The sequence below is a fragment of the Hoeflea ulvae genome, from assembly GCF_026619435.1.
In the GTDB taxonomy this organism is placed as follows: domain Bacteria; phylum Pseudomonadota; class Alphaproteobacteria; order Rhizobiales; family Rhizobiaceae; genus Hoeflea; species Hoeflea ulvae.
In genome coordinates this window covers 1,591,638-1,615,459 of the sequence record NZ_JAOVZQ010000001.1, presented here as the reverse complement: position 1 = coordinate 1,615,459, position 23,822 = coordinate 1,591,638, and the positions used below count along the sequence as shown (strand labels likewise).

At 58.0% G+C, this 23,822-nt stretch carries 21 protein-coding genes; 10 read left to right on the top strand and 11 right to left on the bottom strand.

Going from position 1 to position 23,822, the window contains the following annotated elements:
- Entirely contained in the window at nt 1-1,806 is a 1,806-nt protein-coding gene (locus OEG82_RS07505) for an AIPR family protein (protein ID WP_267611810.1), read from the top strand.
- A 62-nt stretch (nt 1,807-1,868) separates the two neighbouring features.
- Here the strand turns inward: OEG82_RS07505 and OEG82_RS07500 are convergent, their stop codons facing one another.
- A complete protein-coding gene (locus tag OEG82_RS07500; RefSeq protein ID WP_267611809.1) occupies nt 1,869-3,404 on the bottom strand; it encodes a DNA cytosine methyltransferase in 1,536 nt (511 codons plus the stop codon).
- A 67-nt stretch (nt 3,405-3,471) separates the two neighbouring features.
- Between OEG82_RS07500 and OEG82_RS07495 the strand changes: the two genes are divergently transcribed.
- A complete protein-coding gene (locus OEG82_RS07495) occupies nt 3,472-3,936 on the top strand; it encodes a very short patch repair endonuclease (protein WP_267611808.1) in 465 nt (154 codons plus the stop codon).
- A gap of 302 nt (nt 3,937-4,238) precedes the next feature.
- A protein-coding gene (locus tag OEG82_RS07490; protein WP_267611255.1) for an IS3 family transposase occupies nt 4,239-5,389 on the top strand; the annotation gives its coding sequence in 2 pieces (ribosomal slippage) (nt 4,239-4,488 and nt 4,488-5,389; 1,152 coding nt in all).
- A 15-nt stretch (nt 5,390-5,404) separates the two neighbouring features.
- Here the strand turns inward: OEG82_RS07490 and OEG82_RS07485 are convergent.
- Together OEG82_RS07485 and OEG82_RS07480 are read right to left on the bottom strand one after the other, a co-directional pair.
- Nucleotides 5,405-6,241: a plasmid recombination protein gene (locus tag OEG82_RS07485; RefSeq protein ID WP_267611807.1), complete on the bottom strand. Its 837-nt coding sequence runs from the start codon at nt 6,239-6,241 to the stop codon at nt 5,405-5,407.
- 414 nt (nt 6,242-6,655) lie between these two features.
- Nucleotides 6,656-7,504, bottom strand: a complete 849-nt coding sequence (locus tag OEG82_RS07480) for a hypothetical protein (protein ID WP_267611806.1) — start codon at nt 7,502-7,504, stop codon at nt 6,656-6,658.
- 1,096 nt (nt 7,505-8,600) lie between these two features.
- Here OEG82_RS07480 and OEG82_RS07475 point away from each other — a divergent pair.
- From OEG82_RS07475 to OEG82_RS07465, 3 genes are all read left to right on the top strand, one after another.
- Nucleotides 8,601-9,527: an endonuclease/exonuclease/phosphatase family protein gene (locus OEG82_RS07475; RefSeq protein WP_267611805.1), complete on the top strand. Its 927-nt coding sequence runs from the start codon at nt 8,601-8,603 to the stop codon at nt 9,525-9,527.
- On the top strand, nt 9,520-10,035 hold the full coding sequence (locus OEG82_RS07470) for a hypothetical protein (RefSeq protein ID WP_267611804.1): 516 nt from the start codon (nt 9,520-9,522) through the stop codon (nt 10,033-10,035). Before OEG82_RS07475 ends, OEG82_RS07470 begins: the two co-directional genes overlap by 8 nt.
- Nucleotides 10,036-11,074: 1,039 nt before the next feature.
- Entirely contained in the window at nt 11,075-12,262 is a 1,188-nt protein-coding gene (locus OEG82_RS07465; protein ID WP_267611803.1) for a hypothetical protein, read from the top strand.
- A 256-nt stretch (nt 12,263-12,518) separates the two neighbouring features.
- On the opposite strand, the gene OEG82_RS07460 is transcribed toward OEG82_RS07465, so the two are convergent.
- Genes OEG82_RS07460 through OEG82_RS07445 form a run of 4 tightly spaced genes read right to left on the bottom strand, consistent with a single transcriptional unit; the run spans nt 12,519 to nt 15,937 of the window.
- Nucleotides 12,519-13,238, bottom strand: a complete 720-nt coding sequence (locus OEG82_RS07460; protein ID WP_267611802.1) for a GntR family transcriptional regulator — start codon at nt 13,236-13,238, stop codon at nt 12,519-12,521.
- Nucleotide 13,239: 1 nt separating this feature from the next.
- Nucleotides 13,240-14,088 (bottom strand): ABC transporter permease, encoded by an 849-nt coding sequence (locus OEG82_RS07455; RefSeq protein ID WP_267611801.1) that lies wholly within the window; start codon nt 14,086-14,088, stop codon nt 13,240-13,242.
- On the bottom strand, nt 14,085-14,843 hold the full coding sequence (locus OEG82_RS07450) for an ABC transporter ATP-binding protein (protein WP_267611800.1): 759 nt from the start codon (nt 14,841-14,843) through the stop codon (nt 14,085-14,087). The genes OEG82_RS07455 and OEG82_RS07450 overlap by 4 nt, the downstream gene beginning before the upstream one ends.
- A gap of 59 nt (nt 14,844-14,902) precedes the next feature.
- Nucleotides 14,903-15,937, bottom strand: a complete 1,035-nt coding sequence (locus OEG82_RS07445; protein WP_267611799.1) for an ABC transporter substrate-binding protein — start codon at nt 15,935-15,937, stop codon at nt 14,903-14,905.
- Nucleotides 15,938-16,162: 225 nt separating this feature from the next.
- Between OEG82_RS07445 and OEG82_RS07440 the strand changes: the two genes are divergently transcribed.
- The 4 genes from OEG82_RS07440 to OEG82_RS07425 are packed head-to-tail and all read left to right on the top strand — an operon-like array spanning nt 16,163 to nt 19,176.
- Nucleotides 16,163-16,867 carry a fumarylacetoacetate hydrolase family protein gene (locus tag OEG82_RS07440; protein WP_425497633.1) on the top strand — a complete coding sequence of 235 codons (705 nt, stop codon included), beginning with the start codon at nt 16,163-16,165 and terminating at the stop codon, nt 16,865-16,867.
- Nucleotides 16,864-17,481, top strand: a complete 618-nt coding sequence (locus OEG82_RS07435) for an RraA family protein (RefSeq protein ID WP_267611797.1) — start codon at nt 16,864-16,866, stop codon at nt 17,479-17,481. Before OEG82_RS07440 ends, OEG82_RS07435 begins: the two co-directional genes overlap by 4 nt.
- The gene (locus tag OEG82_RS07430; protein ID WP_267611796.1) at nt 17,478-18,344 is read left to right on the top strand and encodes an NAD(P)-dependent oxidoreductase; all 867 of its coding nucleotides are present in this window, start codon (nt 17,478-17,480) and stop codon (nt 18,342-18,344) included. Before OEG82_RS07435 ends, OEG82_RS07430 begins: the two co-directional genes overlap by 4 nt.
- 1 nt (nt 18,345) lies before the next feature.
- Nucleotides 18,346-19,176 (top strand): sulfite exporter TauE/SafE family protein, encoded by an 831-nt coding sequence (locus OEG82_RS07425; protein ID WP_267611795.1) that lies wholly within the window; start codon nt 18,346-18,348, stop codon nt 19,174-19,176.
- A gap of 18 nt (nt 19,177-19,194) precedes the next feature.
- Here the strand turns inward: OEG82_RS07425 and OEG82_RS07420 are convergent, their stop codons facing one another.
- From OEG82_RS07420 to OEG82_RS07405, 4 genes are read right to left on the bottom strand one after another with little or no spacing between them, the layout of a single operon-like run.
- Nucleotides 19,195-19,992, bottom strand: a complete 798-nt coding sequence (locus tag OEG82_RS07420; protein ID WP_267611794.1) for an HTD2 family dehydratase — start codon at nt 19,990-19,992, stop codon at nt 19,195-19,197.
- Between the two features lie 36 nt (nt 19,993-20,028).
- Nucleotides 20,029-21,483, bottom strand: a complete 1,455-nt coding sequence (locus OEG82_RS07415) for an MmgE/PrpD family protein (protein WP_267611793.1) — start codon at nt 21,481-21,483, stop codon at nt 20,029-20,031.
- Nucleotides 21,480-22,646, bottom strand: a complete 1,167-nt coding sequence (locus tag OEG82_RS07410; protein ID WP_267611792.1) for a CaiB/BaiF CoA transferase family protein — start codon at nt 22,644-22,646, stop codon at nt 21,480-21,482. The genes OEG82_RS07415 and OEG82_RS07410 overlap by 4 nt, the downstream gene beginning before the upstream one ends.
- Before the next feature lie 10 nt (nt 22,647-22,656).
- Entirely contained in the window at nt 22,657-23,820 is a 1,164-nt protein-coding gene (locus OEG82_RS07405) for an acyl-CoA dehydrogenase family protein (RefSeq protein WP_267611791.1), read from the bottom strand.
- Nucleotides 23,821-23,822 lie beyond the last annotated feature (2 nt).

The following is a 23,822-nucleotide window of genomic DNA, read 5'->3' as shown; positions in this document are numbered from 1 at the left end:
ATGAGCCTCGAAGAATTTCACCGCAACTTTCGCTCCGACCTGCAGACCATCATCGCCGAGCGCGTAGAGGCTGGCGAAGGCCCATTTCCTTCGGATGAGCTCGTCTTTGCGGAAATGGTCATGGAGCATGTCGCAGAAACCGGGATCTGCGAGGCGCCAACCATTTGCCACTGGAGCGGCAAGGTCGGCAACGCGAAACTCCGAATTACGGGCTATGCGCTCAGCTCTGATGAAACGGCTCTCGACCTCTTCGTGACCCACTATTTCGGGACCGAGGAGCTGAACGATCTCAGGGACTCGGATGCCACCGCAACTGCAAGCGAAGGCGTTCGCTTTCTCTTTCGTGCGGCAAGCGGCAACCTCGACGCAAGGATCGATCCTACCCATCCGGTCAGGGACTTGGTGGCAACCATTCGTTCTCGCTGGGGCGACATCGACCGACTTCGTGTGTTCGTGATCACGGATGGCAAGACCAAGACTAAACGGTTCTCGAACAAGGAGGTTCACCAGAAGATGGTGGCCGTCGAGGCCATGGACATGGAGAGGCTGTTCCGCCACACCGAGGGCAAGCCGCGAGACGAGCTGGCGGTCAGTTTCGTTCAGTCGATCGGTCGGGCACTGCCCTGCGTTCACGTCCCAGACCCTGATGCTGACTACGAGTATGCCCTTACTGCCATTCCCGGGCAGCTCATCCGGGATCTCTATCTGCGGTACGGGACGACCCTGCTCGAAGCCAATATCCGCACATTTCTGGGGAACAAGCGCGCGGTCAACAAGGGCATCGTCGAAACGCTGCGAAAGGAACCGGAGCACTTCCTCGCCTTCAACAATGGCCTCGTGCTTGTCTGCGACGAAGCGGCCTTCGAGCGGACTGAGGACGGGAATCTGGGCCTGTCCTTCCTGAAGGGTCTGCAGATCGTGAACGGCGGCCAGACGACCTCGACCATCTACTTCTCATCCCGCGACGATCGCACGATCGATCTCAGCCATGTCATGGTCCCGGCCAAGATCATCATCCTCAAAGGAACGCAGGACGAAGCGCGCGAGAGACTGATAAGCAACGTGTCTCGCTATGCGAACAGTCAGAACGCGGTGAAAATGTCCGACCTGTCGGCGAACCGCCCGTTCCATCGAGAGCTTGAAAAACTCGCGAACGACACCTGGTGCCCCGACGGTGCAACGCGATGGTTCTACGAGCGCGCAGCAGGCGCCTACAACGTCATGCTTCTGAGAGAAGGCACCACGCCAGCCAAAAGGCGAAACCTGAAGGAGATGGTCCCGCCAAAGCGCAAACTGACCAAGAACGACATCGCAAAGTACCATGAAGCGTGGCGCTGCAAGCCAAACCAGGTCGCAATGGCTGGCGAGAAGAACTTCGCAGTCTTCATGGCTGCGCTCGATGATGATCCGAATATTGTCCCCAGCCCGCTCGATTCCCGGTGGTATCGGACGATGATCGCCAAGGTCATTCTGTTCAAGGCAATCGAAAGCATGATCAAGACCAAGGAGGCGAAGGAGGTGTTCCGTCAGGGATGGGTGAACATCGCCACCTACGTCGTATCGGTGGTCGCTGATCGACTTGGTGATCGGCTCGACCTAGAGCAGATATGGATGCGGCAAGGGATTTCAGGTGGTCTGAGGGACCTGGTCTGGGACTGGGCCGTCGTCGTGAACGTCGAGTTCAACAGGATCGCCCCGGGCCAGCAGATTTCGGAAGTTGCGAAACGTGCGGACACGTGGATGAAGGTGCGATCGGCTGAATTTCCTGCTCCGCAGGGTTCAGTCCAGGAGTTGCGGCAGTCATGATGCCTGATATCAGAGTTGTCGCAAAGTTTGGCTTGGAGCCCATCCTGACAGCTGGCTGGTTTTCACCGTTTCAGCGTAGATAGCACTAGCGCAGCGATCTGCCTTGCAAGAAACGGCGGCACGGCGTTTCCAACTTGGACATACTGCTGCGTGCGGTTGCCGAGGAACAGGTAATCGTCGGGAAAGGTCTGCAGCCTCGCAGCCTCGCGCACCGTCAGGCTCCGGCATTGGATCGGATCGGGATGAATGAAGTAGTGGCCATCCTTAGAGATGTGGCTCGTGACCGTGGTCGATGCCTCGTCCGCCAGTTGAACCCGAAAGCGGTCGTTGAAGACACCGCTGTGCCAGTTGCGGTGATCCGGGCTGAGCACCAAGGGAAAATCGGCGGCCTTCGGGCTGTAGCCATGGACGGTCCCGAACACGGCAGCAAACAGGTAGCGGCTGAGATCCGACGCCATGTGCCCGCGCGTCTCGTGCTGCGCAATCGCGCGAAGTCCCGGTCGCTCTATCCACTTCAGCAACTCATCGTTCGAAGTGCCATAGCCGTCCGGCAACCGTGTCGCCGCCCGAATGGTAGGCGTATTGTCCTTCAGTCGCTCTGAAACGGACAGGAACGCTTCATGTAGCGCGCGGTTGTCCTTCCCGTTGGAGATGCCGGCCAGCAGTTTCGCTGCGTCGAGGACTTCTCCTCGCCAAGCAGCCGCGTCGTCGAGCCCGCGGCTGATGCCGCTTCGCAAGGCGGGCATCGTTTCGATGACATCGCGGACGGTCCGCGCCGTCCCGGATATAGCGATCTCTGCATCCGCGGCCCGTCCTGCGATGTCCGAGCGGATACCGACGATGATCACCCTGTGGCGACGCTGGGGGACTCCGAACGCCTCGGAGCGCACGATGAAGTCCGAGGGCTGTGACGCTTCCTGCAGGCTGGCCTTGCCATCCTCGACCCGGACGGCACGAAGTTCGTAGTGATGGGCGTGACCCGTGCCGAGCGAGGACAGATCCTCCATCAGCATCTCGAAGACAAGCCGGCTCTCGACTGTCGACGAAAGCATGCCCTTGACGTTTTCCATAACGAAGGCGGCCGGGCGAAGCTTGTCGAGGACCCGGATGTACTCGCGAAAGAGGTAGTGCCGCGCATCCTCCTCCGGGACGTAGCCGACCTTGCCTCTGGAACGGACACGCCCCACCAGGGAATAGGCCTGACAGGGCGGGCCGCCGATCAGGATCGTGTCGTCGTACTTTGCTTTCAGCGTCGCGATGGCGCCATCAATGGCGGTCGCCGCAGCCTTGGTGCCGAGCTCAAGCGCGCGGGCTTCGTCGATGGCATGCTGCCAGGCTTCGGCATCGAAGGCTGACCAGTCCGGTTCGGATGCCAGCCCGGCATGGAAATCGATGAACTCTTTCGGGAAGACGCCATGACGTGCACGGTACTCGCGCAGAAAGGCACGCAGTGTCAGGGTCCGATGGGCCGACGCCTCCTTCTCGACCGAAATGCCGATCCGGAACGGCGCATGGCCGTCCTCGACGAGGGAAGCGAACCCCTCGCCAAGTCCGCCCGGGCCGGCGAACAGATCGACAATGCCGAAAGTGGAAGGCAAATCAGGCTCCTGACGAATTTCATTCAGCCGGTGTATACTAGGTTCAGGGACGAAGACCAGGACGGATATGACCGATATCGTGGACCAGCAGACCCGTTCCCGGATGATGTCGGGAATCAGGGGAAAGAACACCAAGCCCGAGCTGGCTCTCAGGCGGGCATTGCACGCGCACGGTTTCCGCTTCCGGCTTCATTCCGACAAGGTTCACGGTCGGCCGGACCTTGTCCTTCCGAAGTACCACGCCGTAGTATTCGTGCACGGCTGTTTCTGGCATCGACATGAGGGCTGTCGCTACACGACCATTCCAGCGACCCGTCCGGAGTTCTGGCAGGCGAAGTTCGACGCGAACGTCGCTCGTGACAGCGTCGTTCGCAAAAGACTTCTGAAAGATGAGTGGCGCGTGGCGACGGTGTGGGAGTGCGCATTGCGGAAGCCGGATCAGGTTGCCGCGTCGGAGGAACTTCTCTCAGCCTGGCTGCTGTCCGACGAAGATCAGATCGATATCGGGGAAGAAAGCGCGCAGCGGTCCTGAGCCAGTCTCACCGTTTTCCTCTTGTGACCTCAAGATTTCTTGAGAATTTTTGGAGGGCCGGAACGTCCGAGCTGTCAAAGCTGAGCCCAAGATCTGCAGGTCCGCCATCGGCCCCGACCCGGAAATCATTTCCGCTTTGCGCCCCCCGTCCGGCCGTTATCCGCCATTGGAAAGAACCCGGAAACCGGACCTTTCATTCAAGTGATCGAGGCAGCGTCAACGGCTGCACCTGTCGGTTGAACTTGAATAGCCCCTAGATTTGTAGACGCCTTCTTCCCTAAATTTGAGGCAAGGAGGCCATCATGAGCACAGCCAAATTCAGTGACGATTTCAAGCGCGATGCTGTTCATCAGATCGTTGAGCGCGGTTATCCGGTTGCGGAAGTTTCGAAGCGCTTGGGTGTCAGTTCCCACTCGCTTTATGCGTGGAAGAAGCGGTTCGCGAAGTCAGGCTCCCGCGATGGGTCTATCGACGAACAGGCTGCTGAAGTTCGACGACTGAAGCTTGAACTGGCGCGTGTGACGGAGGAGCGCGACATCTTAAAAAAGGCAACGGCGTACTTCGCGCGAGATGCAAAGTGAAGTACGCCTTCGTAGCAGAGCATCGTCCGCTGTTTTCGGTGCGAGCGATGTGCCGTTCCCTTCGCATTCAACCTAGCGGCTTCTACGCATGGCTGAAGAACCCGTTTAGCAATCGGGCGCAGGAAGACGAACGTCAGACAAAGCTGATCAGGACAGCTTGGGAAGACAGCGGCAAGGTCTATGGCTATCGTAAGCTCCACGATGATCTGCTGGATCAAGGCGAAACGTGCTGTCCTAACCGCGTTGCGCGTCTGGCTACACTGGCGGGCATCAAGGCCCAGATCGGCTACAAGCGTCGGCCTGGCAGCTATGGCGGAAAGCCGGCATTGGTCGTCAACAACACGCTGGACCGGCAGTTCGACGTGGATGCGCCAGACACGGTCTGGGTGACCGACATCACCTATATCAAAACATTGGAAGGTTTCGCCTATCTGGCGGTCGTGATCGATCTATACTCCCGGCGTGTCGTCGGCTGGGCAATGCAGAGCCGTCAGACGGCGGGCGTGGTCTTGCAGGCCCTGCTCATGTCCGTGTGGCGTAGAAAGCCGAAGAACAGGGTGCTGATCCATTCGGACCAGGGCTCGCAGTTCACCAGCATCGACTGGGCTGCTTTCCTCAAGGCTCACAATCTGGAACACTCAATGAGTAGGCGCGGAAACTGTCATGACAACGCGGTTGCCGAGAGCTTCTTCAACTTGCTCAAACGGGAGCGGATACGGCGTCGAACCTACAAGACCCGAGTCGAAGCCAGACAGGATGTGTTCGACTACATCGAGATGTTCTACAACCCAAACCGCAAGCATGCCAGGAACGGGATGCTGTCGCCCGTCGAGTTCGAACGGCAGCAAGAAATGAAAACCGAGGGTGTCTAGAAAACTCGGGGCTATTCAATGTCTCTTTTGAAGGTTTTCAGCTTCAACAGCCTCTTGCCTGGATACCAGTGCCGCGTCTCTTGCATCGTGCACAATCTTGGTGACGCGAGCCTCAACCGTTTTCGCTCTTTTCAGGGTAGCTTTGAGTGCTGCAGCCTGGAGTTTTTCACGCTGCCATTCCTCCCGTGTCAGCCGTCTTTTTCCAGGGCCAAGACGTGACAAACCTGATGGTACTGCGACTTGTTGATGGTAATCATCCAACCAAGATCGCATGGCCTGAACATAAGCATGATCCGCCCTTTTCTTTTGTGCTTTGCCCCCTTCGCCTGCCATCGGGGTTGAGCTCATGATCTCATTCTTTGCTGCAAAACCTGGGTGAAGATTTGCGGCTTTCATTTCTGAATCAGCGGGTAAAATGTATGCATGCAAGTGCGGATGACTTTCATCCAGATGACGCACGACGGTGATTAGCTGATCGCCAAATTGATTTTTCAGCCAATCGATCGAACGCCGTTCCCACATGTTGACGTCTCTCCTGTCATCAGCACTGGCGTGGTAGTCTTCAACGGTTGCGGGATGGCTTAGGACAATGCCGACCAACGTATTTTGATCTGAGCGGATAGCCCGCGATTTGCCAGCTAAGGTCACTGTGCGAGCAGCTGCAGCCTGGTCATCATGCCGTTTGCGAAGCGTAGGGATGTCTATTCCAAATACGATATTCGGTCTATCTGGCTTTGTGACATGAAGACATGCACTTGGCACTCGCGAAACCTCATCAAGAATGAATTCAGTATTTCTACCTTTTTTACCTTTTCGAGAAAATAACTGTATTCTGCAAAACTGATATCCCATAGATGTATATTGTTTATTGGCGAAACAGAAATCAATAAAAATAATGACAACTGGCGAGAAATTAAAGTTGTATAGACAGAATACAGCTATTCACTTTGTTCATAGCATTCTGCTCGCTGAGAGCCTTGGCAGGGCCTTTCGTGCTTTCCAAGCACGTGCTGACTGCGTCAGCATTTATATTGCGGCTATCACCAGGTCGCTACCTGTTAAGGGCGCGGCATTAGGAAATGCCAGCGCGGCCTGTTCGATGGTTGACTGGATCAAATCCTTTGAACCACAGGAGTGTGCAAACCGCCTAATTCGGGCAATGGCCCATTGTCTTGCATAATCGGTTTCACGATCTGCTTGTTGTGCTGCACGCACAATTTGGCATCGGATTAACTCATTTTTCCGAGTAGCCAAACCCTCCTGATATTACCGCTCTAAAGGTTCAGCATCGATTTCAGTTTGCTCGACTGCAGTGGAGAACCCTTCTTCTCCACCAAATTCGACACGGCTCAAAAAGGTGGCGGCAAGACCGTGACGTACCCATTTTTTCCAGATTGGTGCATCAACGCGGCCGACCACTTCATCCCCATCATGCAGAACCTGCTCCCCCGTCTCGTCATCCATTGGAGACGCATCGATTTCGAGCTTCTTCGCCAGTGCAGGTGAAATCACACAGGACCTCGTTCCAGGCATGGTTTCGGCATATTCGCGCCAACGTCCGAGCATCTCTGCGTTGCCCTCCGAAGCGGCGACTGCAATGTCCCAGGGTGTTATCGAAGTCTCGGATTTGGTGATGTCTTTATGTGCTCCAGAAACCTCCCAAGCCATCGAGCCTTTTGCCGTATAATTGCTGGCATCTTCAGCATCTATAGCGACGCGGACATGCCAACCATGTCGATCGGAAACTCTACCGCCCTTGGCACGAACCTTCGCGGCATACGTTTTTGCTATCCACTCGCCTGCCGCTTTTGCACGATCGCGAACATCAGCTTGCGTCTCTCCATTAGCGGGACCGTCAACCATGACTGACAGGTGCTGGTGATAGTGCCAGCCATGGATGACGCTGTAAGTCACTTCCTGGCCAACGATGACACCGAGAATACTGTATTTATCACATGCCTTGACCCAGGCTCGCCCTTTCCTCGTGGCGCTGGATGCGCCTTGCACCATCATCTTGATGTCCATGAGTGTCATTTTCTTCGAGTGGGATGCAGTAAGAACAATCAGCGCTGACACGCCGCCTCTGGCAAATGTCGCGTTGGCTGCCATCTGCACACGATCAGCTCGTTCGTGAGCCTTACCCACGGAACACACTGGGCAAAGCGATGGTGAGCCGCATCTGTAGATGCCAGTTACGCCAGCGCGTATTTCCCCTGTTCTTTCAGATGTACGGAGGTGGACATTAACAGACGTAGCGTCATGGCCTGGCATGCCACAGCCGACAACGGCAGGGCCGCGTTTACCTTCTTCTGAAGGACGGCAGAGTCTTTGAACAATAGAAAGTAGACTCCACCTTTTGACAGTCGATGAGCCTTGCGGCGCTTTGATTTTGATGTCTTGAGAAAGAGGAAGAGAATGATCTCCGTTCCCGCCTTGCGGAACCGTAGCTCCTCCTCTTCCAAGAGCGGGGGCTTCGCCGCCCGCCAAAGCTGCCCTCTTGGCTGGTTTTAGAGGGGCCGCAATGCTGCAGTTGTCATCCCCGAAAACATCAACTCGAACATCAGAAGATTTATCAAAGAGCTGAAGCGATTGGGGTCTTGAATTTTTCCAAATTTGTTGACGTGATTAGGTGCAATGTTCCGACGTCCAGGCTGGGGTATTTCCCAGCCGAGGGCTCACCGATCAGATCGGCGGGGCTTTACAACAATGTAGACGTCATCCATCATATGAATACATTCCCAAAAGCACCGTAGGGTTCCAGCCCTGTGATCGGTGCTTTTTTAATGGTCTGGCCAAACCTCGCATAGGTCAAGCGCCGATAGAAAATTCCGCATCCGAGATGCAAGGTTCCCGTACTTGTACGTGGCGTTCTCCAGCCCAAAACTGCGGCTGAGAATGGCAGTTACGACGAACTTCTATCTGCCACGACGAAGCAATACGATCGATCCGTCTGAAAACTCGGTTGCCTGGACCGCCAAAAGTGACATATTCGACTCGCCAAGAATTGATTTCGGGCATTGCGAAGAGGTCAACAAACAATATTGGCTTATGGACTTCATTAACGGAAATGCGGAAATTCGGCTTCCCTGTCGGAAATTTGGGACCCATATAGTCAAACACACAATCTAGACAGGTTACTTAAACATGGCACTATCTCAATCATCAGCGCGTAAGCTGATCCCTAAAAGTCCGACCCAATCGATAATGGCATATGAAAAACAACATACCCACGCTTCCATCGTTAGATAAAATACGTATCGGGTGGTGGAACACCAATATTTCGCCACCCATTAAAGGAACGCCTCCTCCCCTAGAGGATGGTGATCTCATAATTGAAGTTATTATAACACTTTTATTTAAATGTGATATTCTATTTCTTGGAGAAGTTTCTTCCGAAAATATGGATTGGATAAATGAAAAGCTTTCTGGAACAACTTTTATTATAAAAAATATGACAATAGGCGGTAAATCAAGTATATTCAATTTTGGTGTTATATATAATAGCGAGGTATCGCATTTTCATGGTAGTGAATTTTTGATCGATACGATAGCTGGAGCAAATTATAAAATATCGTGCAGAATGGATTTTTTACTTCATAATGAATTCAATTTTTCTTTTCTTGTATCGCATTGGCCAAGTCGTCTTCGCAAGCCTGAGGACTCTTCAAGTAGAGGTCATTATGCGACTGCCTTAAGAAGGTATGTCGATAGCGCCCTTGAACGTGGAACACAGTACATTATTGTACTGGGAGATTTCAACGACGAGCCATTCAATGAATCAATGACGACCTATCTTAGGGGTTGTCGGGATGCCGCATTTGTAAACACTCATCCGCAGTTACTGTACAATCCATTTTGGAAGCGGATCGCATGCACCAAAGGATACACTAGGGCATTTGACCAAACTGAGCCAACAGGGACCTATTTTTATCGAAGCGACAATCTTCATAGGTGGCGCGTGTTGGACCAGATGCTATTCTGCGCTGCATTCGTTGGCAGAAGCAAATGGCATTTAAATGAAACAGAAACAGGTGTTCTTCGGTATGAGCGCTTGGTGCAAGCGATTGAGAGCACGAAGTCGAAACTCGATCACTTACCAATATTGGCCGAATTGAATAAGGAGCCTACAGATGGTTGATTTCAAGGCACAATTGGAAAAAGGCTTCGATGCCCACGAAAAAGCATCAGCGGCCAAAAAGGAAATTAATCACATATTGCGTGAAATTGCTAAAGTTATTGAAGAATACACGGATGGCAAGGTTAGTATATATGTAAAACGCGAGAGCCTCTACACCAATACTTTGTCTTCTCTAGTAAAAATAGGTTCAATTTTTTCTGCGCCTGTTAACAATAAAGATGCGGAAAGCCAAACTTCCCTCGATGACAAACTCGTCGCTTACGATAAGCTTAACGACAGGAAGCATGATGCGGAATCGCTTGCTTATTGGTCTCAGAGCGATGCTGGATATCCTTGCACCCTTCGGTTTGGCGGTACGAAGCATAATGCATTCGACCGAGAGTCACTCGAACTGGTCTTGGGCGAACTATTGGCTTCATCAGAAACAGGCCGCATCATATCGAGTATTAAACTGAAAGCTGAAGCTTTTAACGATGAGACCAAGAAGCCCTCGGACGGGAATGCATAGAATCAGAGGGCTGAATGAACATGCGGACCGAGGCTTCCTCGTAGGAGACGAGTGTTTGGCGACAAGCTAATGGCCTATTCGGACGTTTTGGAAGATGGCCTATGTCAGATTTTTTGGGTGGAATTCCTAGATGTTGACACCCCCACGAAACACCCCCACATTCTAGTTCGCGAGAATCTTTAACTCGTTGAACTTCAAAGTTTTTTTGGTCCAAATGTCGGAATCCAGGTTCCCCAGCCAATCTCCCTCTTCAAGCTTTGAACAGCCTCGAATGTTTCGGGTCGCCCCGCATTACAGATTTCTGCCTCTCATAGTTTGTGCCCTGCAGCCTGGAAATATCGTGCGACGCAGCGCTGTATGTGCTGTTCGACCAGGGTTGAGGGGTTTTTCCGGTGTCGTTTTCGCTTTGACCGGCGGTGGATGCGACGGACACAGAGGTCAGACACACCGCATCAATACACACTACTACGAGATCCGAAACCGATGATTGTTGTGGCTTTAACAAGGCCATCTTGCGATGAAAGGCATAGAATCAGGACGCCGACGATCCGCACTGACAATCGCGCCATCAGACTTTCGCGGCACATTCAGCCACACAAGAGCACTGGTTTTTTCAGCCTTCTCTCCGCTCCGGCTTGCAGATTCCGCTCCCATGGACAGCGCCACAGACATTCGAGAGTGCTCATGTTCATTTCGCTTCGTTTTGCCGGAATACACCTATAAATTTAATTAAAAACAGCCGCTGTTTGCTGCTGCTTTCGGCAACTGCACACAGGCATAAGTGTGTATTCTGCCTCATATACATCCGCAAACACATGATCCATCTTAACTTTAACGGACTATTCACGTTGTCTGTTAGCGGAAAATAGATCATGGTGGATCTGCAGGGGGGATACAGACCGCGTCGGCTTTTCCCGTTTTGGTTGCGCAATCATCCGGTCGGGTGCTGTGCCTACGGTCTTCTCCCATGTTCATTCCGCAAGGGCGGGCAATACATTATGAGGCGGTCGTACCGCCGACATTTCTGGGAGGAAGTCACATGAAACTCAAGATCGCACTCGCTACGGCAACAGCACTCGGCCTCATGATGCCGGGGGCTGCATTTGCAGACCAGAACTGGGCGAGCGTCATCCAGCGTGGAGACGCCAACTCTGCGGATGTAACACAGGCCGCAGACGGCTCGGGCAACCAGACCCGCATCCTCCAGGGCCAGGTCGGCAACGATGGAGACAACAACATCGCGATTGTCGACCAGGATGGCACGGGCAACAAGGCGGGCTTCAAAAATCATGCGGATCACCAGTGGACCCTGCGCCAATACGGCCATGACAACCGCATCGACATCGAACAGGACGGCAAGAACAACGAAGTCGGCATGGACAATGGAAGCCGCTACCTCGGCCGCAGCGGAAATGTTGCCTATGGCGGTGTCGGCGTTCAGCAGACCGGCAGCAGAAACATTCTGACCATTGAACAGAGCAATGCCGCTGATACCTATTCGGAAAACGCAATCGGTGCAGTCCGACAGACCGGGGACCTGGCGGCCACAGAAACGACCAATGAGCTGATTGTCGTCCAGGCGCCATCCGCGTTGACGGCGGTCAGCGGACCACGCCATTTTGTCGGTTTCATCGAGCAGATCAATACCGGCCCCGGCACCGCGGCGAGCCTGAAGAACCTGGTGGACATCCATCAAACCGGCGGTGGGCATCCCAACCCGCTCGGCCTGGACGGTAACCACGTCTACAATGTCAAGCAGGACGGCACAGCCAACAGTGCCGATCTTGATCAGCATGGGCATGCGAACAGAATCCGGATTGTCACGCAGTTCGGAACAGAAAATGCGGCGACTGTCAGCCAGCAAGGCTTTGGCAATATCGTTCAGTCGGTCTCACAGGACAATCAGGCCGGTGGTTCGGTTGGCAACACGGCCACGCTCACTTTCCTGGGTGATCTGAACGGCAGCACAGGGTTCGGCGCAGGGCCAGCCGGAGACCTGGGCCTGGTCCAGGCAACGGTCACCCAGCTCGGCGACGACAACCAGTTGAGCTACAACGTGATCGGCAACAGCAACCTGTTCGCCTTCGTCCAGACCGGGAATGGCAACGAAATCAACGGAACAGTCACCGGCGACGACAATCAGGTTGCCGTCATGCAGGATGGAGGCGACAACTACTCCTTCACCCAGCAGAATGGCGCCAACAACAACATCGGCATCAGCCAGTAGCGGCAGCAATCAGGCCGGGCGGGAAACCGTCCGGCCTTTTTCGTATGATGCACAGCTGACAGAACTTGCGCAGGGATGACAGATTCATGCTGGCCACGGCATCCACGGCCACACGTGATCCGGCAAGCGCTGTGCTCACAGACAACACTTTTCCAATGTCCAGACGGACACGACATTTATTACCGACCGCTGAATTGCCACGCGGCGGCCGTCTTATCGTGAGGATGGCTCGGACTATCCCTAGCCCCTGCCGGCATCAGCCCGGCTGATCCGTCTCGTCTTCGGGAAGGATCACGGCCTTGAGGCCTTCGAGCGTGATGCGATAGTGCTCTGCCAGGCGTGCACATGCCAGTTCGTCGTCCTGATCAAGAACGGCATCGAGGATTGCCTGGTGTTCGGCGGCTGCGCCTTCGCGCCGCTGCTTGCTCGGATTGGTGTTCATGGAGAGGTTTCGGTATCGCACGGCCTGATCCATCAGGGTCGAACAAAATCCGAGCAGCCATGCCGAGCCGCAGCGGTCGAGGAGCAGCATGTGGAATTCCTTGTGCCGTTCCTCCCACTGCTCGTAGATTTCCAGCTGTGCGTCTTCCGGCAAACGTCTCTGTATGCGCGTGAGACGGTGACAGCTCACCACGAGCTCCTCCTCCCAGGTTTCGTCGCCATTGCCCATCGACTCCCGCAAAGCCAGCGTCTCTAGCCAGATCCGGGTCTTCACCAGTTCTTCAAGGTCGGCAATCGAGATCGATGCGGCGTAGAACCCGCGATGGCTCTTGCGCTCGACAAGGCCTTCCGAGGAAAGACGGTTCAAGGCCTCACGCACCGGGACGGCGCCGATCTTGTAGCGTTCCGAAATCGCCTCGATCTGCAGCTTGTCGCCAGGAAACAGCTCTCCCAGCAGGATGTCGCGGCGAATCCAGAAATAGGCCTGTTCGGAAAGGCTCCTGCCTTCCGGCTCTGCGGCCTGGGCGCTGACCATATCAGGCAACTCCGCCGGGCAGTTCGGACTTGTTCCAGAACACGAAGCGGCGCTGCATCCACACGACCGTGAAATAGAGTGCCAGACCCAGAATGCTGAGATAGAGGATCAACGCGAAGACCCGGGGCGTATCAAGTTGACTGGCCGACTGCCGGATCAAGGCACCAAAGCCTCTTCCGCCTCCGAGGAACTCACCCGTAATCGCTCCGGCCATGACACCGACGGCCGCAATCTTCAGGCCCGTGAAGATATAGGGCAGACCCGTCGGCAGCTTGAGGCGAAGAAGCGTCTGCATGCGCGTGGCGCCAATCGACTTGAACAGCATGCGCTCGTTTTCAGACGCGGCGTAAAGCCCGGCGGCGGTGGAAACGACCACGGGAAATGTTGCGATGAAGGCAGCGAGCGCCACCTTGGAGCCGATGCCGAAGCCGAGCCAGGCGATGAAGAGCGGCGCAAAGGCAACCTTCGGCATCGTGTCGATGGCAACGAGATAGGGCATGACCGCGCGCTCGCCGAACTTGGTTTCCCCCACCAGCACGCCAAGCGAAAACCCGATCCCGACGGCGATGACGAAGCCGTAGAAAACGGTGAGCGTCGTGGTCCACAGGGCTTCAAGCATATATTCGCCGGTGATCAGGTTGCGGCCGACGAAGATCAGGTCGTCCAGGGTCTCGGCGGGTGTGGGCAGAATGATGGGGGATACCCATCCCATGCGGGTGACCAGATCCCAGAGGCCGACAACGGCGACAAAAAGGAATGTCATCGCCATCCAGCGCGGAATGATGTCGATAAAGGCGACGTGCTCGACCCAGACGGTATCGTCACTGCGGTCCTGCGAGATATCAGTCATACGAAGGCCTCTCTTCCCAACAGGTCCCGGATATGCGCGACAATCTCTCCGAAACGCGGCGTGTTGATCAACTCCAGAGTGCGCGGACGCGGCAAATCGATTCGGACATCTTCGACGATATGCCCCGGTCGCGCCTTCATGACAAGGATACGGTCGGAAAGAATCACCGCCTCGGCAATCGAGTGGGTGACCAGAAACGCCGTGGCGCCGCGTTCCGTGCAGATGCGCTGCAGCTCCATGTTCATGAAATCGCGGGTCAGTTCGTCGAGCGCTGAGAAGGGCTCGTCGAGCAGCAGCATTGCCGGGTCACTGACCAGCATCCGGCAGATCGAAGCCCGCTGCGCCATGCCTCCCGAAAGCTCTCCCGGATAGACATTGGCGAATTCGCCAAGGCCAACCAGTTCGAGCAGGTCCATGGCCTTGTCACGTGCCTGGCGGGCGGCGGTCCGCCCGTCCCGGATCTCGATCGGCATGAGGATATTCTCGATCGTCGTCTTCCAGGGCAGAAGCGTCGCCTGCTGGAACATCATGCCGATATCGCGCCGCGGGCCGACCACGGGCTGGCCCTCAAGAACCACGCGGCCGGTCGTGGGCGGCAGCAGGCCGGCCATGATCTTCAGCAGCGTCGATTTTCCGCACCCCGAAGAGCCGATCACCGAGACGAATTCGCCGCTGTGGATCGTCAGATTGACGTCGGTGAGCGCGACGAGACTGTTGCGGGCATAGGTCTTGGACAGACGCTCGATCTGATACACCGGCCGCACTGTGCGTGCGACCGGTTCAGGGTTTGAGTTAAAGTGCTCCACCATCGAGTTCAGGCGTTCCAGTCCGCTACGAACTCATTGGTGTAGACCGCCGAGAGATCAGCCAGTGGTTCCGACAGCGCGCCGGAGGCAACGGCGGAATCGTGGATCGCCTGCCAGTGTTCGGGCGGCTGATAGCCATATCCCTGGTCCATGAAGGCATCGGTCGGGGTCATGCGGACGACGACGCCGTCATACAGCGCAGCCGCATAATCCTGCTCGCCTTCCTGGGGATTGCCGTCGGCGCAATGTTTCAGGGCCGCTTCCTTGTTGGCAGGATCGGAAGCAAACCTTATGCCGCGAACGAGCGCGCGGCCGAATTTCGGCGCAAGATCCGGCGTGGCCGACATCTGGCTTTCAAGCATCGCGATGCCGTTGCCGAAAAAGCCGAGATACTGTTCGGGGGTAATTTCCCTGAGGTCGAGACCGCGCGCTGCCAGGATCGCCGCATCGGAGACCGCGCCGGCATAGGAATTGACCTCGTCGCGCATGAACGCGACGGCGGCCGTGCCGCCATCGCCGACCGGCAAATAGGTGAAGTCGGTTCCGGCTGTCATGCCGAAATCGGACATGATCGCGCTGGTGAAGGAGACCTCGGCACCATCGGCAGTACCGACGCCGACGACCGTGCCTTTCAGGTCGGTTGGCGTCTGGTAGCTGCTGTCGGCCTTGACGAGCAGGCCGAAGACCGACTTCGGATAGAGGTTGAAGAGGAATTTCACATCGACGCCGCGGGCGCGGGCGCCAAGGGTGGGTCCAGGCCCGGGGGCGCCGATCTGTGCCTGTCCGGCTGCCATCGCCTGAAGAACGGCGGATGAGCCATCAATGGCCTCGAGCGTGGGCGTGAGCCCCTCGTCTGCAAAATATCCTTCGCCGACGGCCACCCAGTAAGGCATCCAGGTCAGCGCTGAAGGATTGGGAACCGCGAATGTGATCGCGGTCTGAGCGCGCACGATTGACGGCATGCCGATAACACTTGCGGCAGCGATGCCGCCGAGCGTCAGCTTGCCGAAGCCACGGCGGGACATGTTGGCACGAATGGTCATTTGGTAGTCCTCCCTATCGTTCTTGGCGGTTTCCGCTGGAGTACCTGAACGCCAACGGTCCGTATTCAAAACTACATGACTCTACTCAAAACACCAGAAAATATATAATACCCGAGAAATTTTAATTTTGTATCTTGATTTGGCGGTGAATCCGGGAAATCCTGTCCAGACCGAAATCCCAAGCTGGCGATCCCCGCTCGATTTTCTGTCAAACCCTTGAGGACAATATCCATGGTTACCTATGCCATCTCGCCGCCGAAGCAGGCGCATCTCGACGTTGCCGGGTCTGACGACAAGTTCCCGGTCCGGCGCATCTATTGCATTGGCAAGAACTACGTCGCCCACATCAAGGAAATGAACCAGGACGAGCGCGACCCCCCGGTGATCTTCATGAAGCCGGCGGACGCATTGGTGCCCAATGGCGGTGAAATCCCCTATCCGGTGTTCACGAACAATTTCCACTATGAGTGCGAACTCGTGGTCGCGCTCAAATCCGGCGGCTACAACATTCCCCAGTCCGAAGCATCCAAACACATCTTCGGTTACGCGGTCGGCCTCGACATGACCCGCCGCGATCATCAGGCAGCGGCGCTGGCAAAGGGACTGCCGTGGGAGGTGACAAAGGGCTTCGATCACTCCGCGCCGGTCGGTCCGATCAGCCGGGTCGAGGAGACCGGGGTGATGAGCAACGGGCATGTGCGGCTCGAGGTGAACGGCGAGGTCCGTCAGGACGCCGACATCTCGCTGCTGATCTGGAAAATCGACGAGATCATTGCCAAGCTTTCCGAGCAGCACAAGCTGACCGCAGGCGACATCATCATGACGGGGACCCCGGCCGGCGTCGGCGCAGTCGTCACCGGTGATGTGCTCGACTGCTCGGTTGACGGGCTCGAGCCCATGCAGGTGCGCATCGGGGGCCCGGCTGCGTGACCACCGCCGCGCGGTTTGAAGCGCTGGGCACGGCGACCGTTGGAGAGGCCTCGGCCGAGGCCCGGCTTGTGCCCGCGCAGCTGCGGCCGATTTCACCGGGTATGCGGGTCGCCGGACCTGCACACACGGTGCGCTTTCCGCCTGGCGACAATCTGGCGCTTCACCATGCCATCGCCGCGGCGTCGCCCGGCGATGTGATCGTGGCGGATTGCGGCGGCATTATCGACAGCGGGCCGTTCGGAGAAATCATGGCGCTTGCCTGCAAGCTCCGCGGAATCGCCGGGCTTGTCATCAATGGCGCTGTGCGAGACACCGCTCAGATCGCCACGCTGGGATTTCCGGTCTTCTCGCGCGGCATCGACATTCGCGGCACCGGAAAAAGCAGCCGGGGCGAGATCGGCGTGACCCTGGACATCGGCGGCGCGCGGATCGCTGCGGGTGACATGATCATCGCCGATGCCGACGCGGTCATCGTGGTACCATGCGCGTCCGTTGACGCCGCTCTCGCCGCCGCAGAGGCGCGCGCGGAAAAGGAAAACCGGATGATGGAGCGGCTGCGCGCTGGCGAGACAACACTTCAGATCCTGGGATTGGACAAGGGAGAGCCGAAATGACAACTATCGCAATTGTCGGCACGGGCCGAATGGGTAGTGCCTATGCCAAGCGCCTGATCGAATCCGGTTACGACGTCACGGTCTGGAACAGGACCCCGTCACGGACATCGGCTGCGGCAGAGGCCGGCGCGGAGGTCGCACCCGATCTTGCCACAGTGACTGCGGCCGGCACGATCCTCATATCGCTCACCGACGCTGCGGCAGTGGAAGCGGCAACCTCCGAACTGATCCATGCCGGCATTTCCGGCAAGCTCGTTGTCGACCTCTCGACCCTGCTGCCGGACGAAACCCGGGCCATTGCCGAACAGGTCACGGCAGCCGGTGCGGATTTCGTCGACTGTCCCGTGGGTGGAACCGTCGGCCCCGCGCTCAAGGGGCAGTTGCTGGGCATGGCGGGCGGGACGGACGCAGCCTTTGCGCGGGCAAAACCGGTGCTGGAGACACTCTGCCGGCGCGTGGAGCATCTTGGTCCCGCCGGTACCGGCGCCCAGATGAAGCTCGCGGTGAACCTGCCACTCGCCATATACTGGAACACGCTCGCGGAAGCCTTGACCCTGTTGGAGGGCTCCGGCATCTCCGCCGGCACGGCCATCTCGCTGATCGCCGACAGCTCGGCCGGGCCCACGGTGCTGAAGAACCGCGCGCAGGTCGTTGTCGACACTCTGGATGGGACGGACCAGCCGGGCACATTCGACATTGCCGGGCTTGCAAAGGACCTCGAGCTTGCGCTCCGGCAGGCTGCGCTCACCGGCCGACCGATGCCGTTGTCGGAAGAATCCAGAAAGAGCTACTCGGAAGCGCTTGCGGCAGGCCTTGGAAGGTTCGACGGCGCGAGCCTGACGCGCCACCTGACAGGCGCTTGAGGTGAGTGCGCTCAGCGATCCCGCCACGCTTCTCACGCTGATTGCGGCTCTGGCCGCAGCCGGGGCGGCCATCGGCTTCCTCGCCGGCCTGTTTGGAGTCGGCGGCGGGGCGATTTCGGTCCCGGTCTTCTACGAGATTTTCGGCATATTGGGTTACCCGCCCGACCTGGCAATGCCGATTGCGGTCGGAACATCGCTGGCCGTCATCATCCCGACGTCAATCAGTTCGGCCCGTGGACATCACCGAAAAGGAACGCTTGATCTGGACATCCTGCGCGCCTGGGCGGTTCCCATTCTGCTCGGCGTGATACTGGGTGCGGTCATTGCGCGCTACGCCCCGCCGTTCCTGTTTCAGGCGGTCTTCGTCGTGGTGGCCATGATCACGGCCACCAAACTCCTGACAGGCGGAAAGGGCTGGCGGTTGAAAGAGACCTTGCCCGGCCGCCTGGCGATGCGCTTCAGCGGAATGATCATCGGCCTTGTTTCGGCAATCATGGGGATCGGCGGCGGCGCGATCTCCAACCTGTTCCTCACGCTTCACGGCGTGCCGATCCACCGGGCGGTGTCGACCTCGGCGGGTGTCGGCGTCCTGATCGCCATTCCCGGCGCGATCGGCTACGTCCTGGCCGGTCTTGGACGCGATGACCTGCCGCCCGATGCGTTGGGATTTGTTTCCCTTGCCGCCTTTGCGCTGACAATTCCGATGTCGCTCCTGACCACCCGTTTCGGGGTGGCGCTGGCGCACCGCCTGTCGCGCCGGTCGCTGGAGATCGCCTTCGGCAGTTTCCTGCTGCTGGTTGCGGCGCGCTTTGTCTTTGCTCTGCTCACGTGAAGGAATCGATAGCCCCGGTCAGGCGAATTCGGCTTCCGCCTTCATGGCAAGTCCGCCCGCCCTGGTGTGGGCCCAAAGCGTGGCTTTGCCGCCGTCCAGTTTTCCCGATATCTCGAACGGTCTGATATCATACAGAGGACTGACCGCCCGGAAGGCGAAATGGCGCAACCGGTTCCAACCGGTGTTGCGGCCAAGCAGATCAAAAAGCAGGGTTGCGATCAGCGGGCCGTGGACAACCAGGCCCTCGTGCCTCTCCACCTCCACCGCATATTCGCGGTCATAGTGAATGCGGTGGCTGTTGAATGTCAGCGCCGAGAAGCGGAACAGCATAACCGGATCGGAACTGATCACATCTTCGAATTGAGCGCCTTGCGGCGGGTCCACGCGCCTTGGCGGATATGCGGTCTCATCGCCGGGTTCGGCGCGGTAGACCAGGTCCTGCTCCTCACGGATGACGGTTTCACCATCCGCAGAAATATCGTGGGAAACGGTCACGAAGCACAGCTTGCCGCTGGCCCCTTCCTTGGGTGTGATCGCTTTGACGGAACACACTTTCTTGAGTGCAGCCCCAGCGTGAATCGGCGCAAGAAACTCAATCCGGCTTCCGGCCCACATCCGGCGCGGCAGACCGGTATCGGGCAGAAAATTGCCCACTTTCGGATGACCGTCACGACCGGTATCCGCCAGGCCCGAGGTCTGGTGAAATTGGCACCAGTGGCTCAGCAACGGAAGCTCGGTCACGCCCCCAAACGAACGAGGCGATGGCAAGATCGATTGGAGCAATTGCGCCCTTTGAAGGTCCGCGCGATCTTCCATGATCTCGACTGCGTCAGGCTTGCCAATACTCATCACCTATCCCCAATCCAGCAGATCGAAAAGGCGTCCGGTGTCCGGCGCTTCCTCGAGGTTCCAGATCATCGCAAAGACCTGATGTGAGCGATCCACCGAAAGCAGGCCGGCGGCGCAGTCGAGGAATTTCGCCTCGATTTCCGCATCTGAGAGGGGATTGTGCGGGCTGCCGCGATAGGCCTCGTCGGCCCAGCGCTCGAAGGTCCGGCCATCATGGGTGACGACTTCGATCCGGGAGCGGATCCTGTCCCACCCCATGTCCTCGATCGACTGGTCGAAGACAGTTTCCACCCGGTTCTGCATGTCCTGACAGGCGTCCGACAGCACGAACGCATCCGAAAACTCGGCCTTGCCCGCGCGCCCTTCGAGAATGATGGCCGACAGCAGGAACGCAAAGGAGAATTTTCCTTCCAGTTCGGTACGGGCAATCCGAAACCGGATCGGCCCCAGAACATTGCTGCCGGCTTTCAGCGTCACCGCCTTGATGTCGGCGGCCTTGAGATCATTGTCCTGCATCAGGAACAGCATAGCGTCCATGCTCGGGTGCGTGAGCACGCCTGACGGGTACGGCTTGATGCTGACGCCGGGGCTTTCCATGGTGTGTGGCGCTCCGAACCGGTCGCGCACCAATGCGGGATCTCCGCCCGGCCCGGCAATTGCCAGATAGCCCCAGCGGCCGTCAAGCGCTTCGGAATTGGCCGACATGCCCAACCGCGCCAGCACGGCGGCAGTCGCGCCGTTCTCGGCGGCACGGCCGACATGCATCGGCTTGGTCATCGTGCCGAAACCGGCACGGATGCCCGAGGCCATGGAGGCCGCCAGTCCCAATGCGCGGGCCGTCGCCTCCTCGTCAAGTTCCAGCATATGGGCGGCCGCGGCGGCTGCGGCAAAGGTGCCAATGGTGCCGGAGGTATGGAAGCCGCGCATATAGTGGTCGGGGTTGATCGCTTCCGCGATCTTGCACCCGACTTCGAAACCGGCGGTGAAACTGGCGATGAATTTCCGGCCATCGACCGGTGCGCCCGTTTCCTGCGCAACCAGGTCGGACAGGGTAAGGGCTGCCACCAGCGGCGGCATGGTCGGATGCATCAGCAGGCCGTAGGGCCGCCCCGGACCCTGCGCGAGCTGGGTGTCGTCCCAGTCCATGGCGTGACCTGCGGTGCCGCCCCAAAGGGCTGCCAGATGGGCAGGCAGTCGGGTGGACGCCTTGCCGATCAAGCGCGACTGCGGCGCCCCGCCGAGGCTTGTTATGTAATCGCTGATCGGCTTCATGCCGGCCTGCTCGGTGCCGGCCAGCGCCACCGCCAGACCATCGAGAATGCAGCGCCGGGCAAGACGCAGGGTCTCCCCGTTGAGGTCTTCGAAGCGATGATTGGCAACAAAGTGGCTCGCCGCAGCGGTCAATCCAGTGAGCGAGGCCCACGGATCGGCTGCAGGCGCGGTTGTGTCCTGGGTCATGTCAGTCGGCCTTTTTCCTGATTTCGATTGCCGTTTTGCACGGCAAATTCCCGGCGGATGCTGTCGCCATCGCCATTGAGTGTCGGCACTGCGCCATAGGATCGCGTCTCCCCACGCCGGATTGCGGGTGCGGCGGGCATCTCGACGATGCCGTCTCCGGTCTTCACCGCCACCTGCCGCAATTGCGGATGCATCTGAACATCCTTGACGGTGTTGACCAGACCATTGGCGATGCGGGCCTTATTGAGCGTGTCCAGGATCCCGGAAGCTGCCGACAGGGCAAAAACGTCAAGAATGATGGCGTCAAGTTCGTTGCGATTGGCCGTGCGCGCCGACGGGCTTGAAAAACGGGCGTCAGTCGCGACCTCCGGCTTGCCAAGGACCTGAATGCAGAAATCCAGCCATTCGCGCTCGTTCTGGATGGCGAACAGAACGTCCTGACCATCGCCGCAGCGATAGGCGCCATAGGGCGCAATGGATGCGTGATGGAGGCCGAGACGGGGCGGATTTTCGCCACTGCCGCGTGCCTGCAGAAGCGGCACCGTCATCCAGTCGGCGATGGCATCGAACATGGAGACGTCCACAATGGCCCCCTCACCGGTCACGCCGCGCTCGGCCAGCGCCTCGAGGATCGCGGCATAGGCATACATGCCGGTGGCGATGTCGCAGACCGAGACGCCAACCCGCGCCGGCGCCTCGGCGGTACCGGTGATGGAGGCAAGCCCTGCCTCTGCCTGAACCAGCAGATCATAGGCCTTCCTGTCCTTGTAGGGTCCGGCTTCACCGAAACCGCTGATATTGCACTGTATCAGGCGCGGATGTTCGGCCCTGAGAGTTTCCGCGTCCAGCCCAAGTCGCGCCATGGCGCCGTGGGACAGGTTCTGAATCAGGACATCGGCGCGCGCCAGCATGGAGCGCAGCAACGCCATGTCCTCAGGCTGCTTGATTGCGAGCGAGATCGATTCCTTGCCCCGGTTGAGCCAGACGAAATAGGAGGATTGGCCACCAGCCAGCTTGTCATAGTTGCGGGCAAAATCCCCTTCCGGACGCTCGATCTTGATCACGCGGGCGCCGGCATCGGCGAACTTGCAGCTGCAATAGGGTGCAGCTACGGCGTGCTCGATGCTGATGACGAGCAGATCCTTGAAAGCTTGCCCGGTCATGGCTTTCCCCTCAATAGGACCGTGGCATGCCAAGCACATGCTCACTGATGTAGGACAGGATCAGGTTGGTCGAGATCGGCGCCACCTGGTAAAGCCGTGTTTCGCGGAACTTGCGCTCGACATCATATTCCTCGGCAAAGCCGAAGCCGCCATGGGTTTGCAGGCAGGTGTCCGCAGCCTTCCAGGACGCTTCCGATGCAAGCAGCTTGGCCATGTTTGCCTCGGCTGCGCAGGCCTCCCCCGCATCAAACAGACCTGCCGCCTGATACACCATCAGGCGCGCCGCAGCAGCTTCCGCATAGGCCCGGGCAATGGGAAACTGGACGCCCTGGTTCTTGCCGATCGGACGGCCGAACACGACGCGTTCATTGGCGTAGGCAGAGGACTTGCGGGTGAACCAGGTGGCATCGCCGATGCACTCGGCGGCAATCAGGATGCGTTCGGCGTTCATGCCGTCGAGCACGTAGCGGAAGCCCTTGCCCTCTTCGCCGATCAGGCAATCGGCCGGGATTTCCAGATTGTCGAAAAACACTTCCGTGGTGGAATGGTTGATCATGGCGCGGATCGGCTTGATCGTCATGCCGTTGCCACGGGCCCGCTTCATGTCGACAAGAAACACCGACAGGCCCTCGCTGCGCCGGACCACATCTTCCTTGCGGGTTGTGCGGGCAAGCAGGATCATCAGATCAGAATGCTCCGCCCGTGAGGTCCATACCTTCTGCCCGTTGACCACATAGGTGTCACCGCGACGCTCGGCCGTCGTCCGGATCGAGGTGGTGTCGGTGCCGGCAGCCGGTTCTGTGACGCCAAAGGCCTGAAGCCGGGCCCCTCCCGTTGCGATCTTCGGCAGCCACATCTGCTTCTGCGCTTCGCTGCCATGTCTGAGCAATGTGCCCATCGTGTACATCTGGGCATGGAGGGCAGCCGCATTGGCGCCGCAGGCATGCACCTCTTCGAGAATATTGGCCGCCACCACCAGGCCCTGGCCCACGCCGCCATATTGTTCGGGCACCAGCACGCCGAGAAAGCCCGCTTCCGTCATCGCGTTGACGAACGCGGAGGGATATTTGCGCTCGCGGTCAAGTTCGCGCCAGTAATCATTGCCGAAACGCTCACATAGCGCGGCAACGGAGCGGCGGATTTCGGTGATCTCTTCAGCGCTTGTCGGGTCCATGA

What these genes read in the sequence shown, in the direction of transcription:
- OEG82_RS07505 (WP_267611810.1), top strand. Translation starts at nt 1, where the DNA reads ATGAGCCTCGAAGAATTTCACCGCAACTTTCGCTCCGACCTGCAGACC.
- OEG82_RS07495 (WP_267611808.1), top strand. Translation starts at nt 3,472, where the DNA reads ATGACCGATATCGTGGACCAGCAGACCCGTTCCCGGATGATGTCGGGA.
- OEG82_RS07485 (WP_267611807.1), bottom strand. Translation starts at nt 6,241, where the DNA reads ATGGGATATCAGTTTTGCAGAATACAGTTATTTTCTCGAAAAGGTAAA.
- OEG82_RS07475 (WP_267611805.1), top strand. Translation starts at nt 8,601, where the DNA reads ATGAAAAACAACATACCCACGCTTCCATCGTTAGATAAAATACGTATC.
- OEG82_RS07470 (WP_267611804.1), top strand. Translation starts at nt 9,520, where the DNA reads ATGGTTGATTTCAAGGCACAATTGGAAAAAGGCTTCGATGCCCACGAA.
- OEG82_RS07465 (WP_267611803.1), top strand. Translation starts at nt 11,075, where the DNA reads ATGAAACTCAAGATCGCACTCGCTACGGCAACAGCACTCGGCCTCATG.
- OEG82_RS07460 (WP_267611802.1), bottom strand. Translation starts at nt 13,238, where the DNA reads ATGGTCAGCGCCCAGGCCGCAGAGCCGGAAGGCAGGAGCCTTTCCGAA.
- OEG82_RS07455 (WP_267611801.1), bottom strand. Translation starts at nt 14,088, where the DNA reads ATGACTGATATCTCGCAGGACCGCAGTGACGATACCGTCTGGGTCGAG.
- OEG82_RS07445 (WP_267611799.1), bottom strand. Translation starts at nt 15,937, where the DNA reads ATGACCATTCGTGCCAACATGTCCCGCCGTGGCTTCGGCAAGCTGACG.
- OEG82_RS07430 (WP_267611796.1), top strand. Translation starts at nt 17,478, where the DNA reads ATGACAACTATCGCAATTGTCGGCACGGGCCGAATGGGTAGTGCCTAT.
- OEG82_RS07420 (WP_267611794.1), bottom strand. Translation starts at nt 19,992, where the DNA reads ATGGAAGATCGCGCGGACCTTCAAAGGGCGCAATTGCTCCAATCGATC.
- OEG82_RS07415 (WP_267611793.1), bottom strand. Translation starts at nt 21,483, where the DNA reads ATGACCCAGGACACAACCGCGCCTGCAGCCGATCCGTGGGCCTCGCTC.
- OEG82_RS07410 (WP_267611792.1), bottom strand. Translation starts at nt 22,646, where the DNA reads ATGACCGGGCAAGCTTTCAAGGATCTGCTCGTCATCAGCATCGAGCAC.
- OEG82_RS07405 (WP_267611791.1), bottom strand. Translation starts at nt 23,820, where the DNA reads ATGGACCCGACAAGCGCTGAAGAGATCACCGAAATCCGCCGCTCCGTT.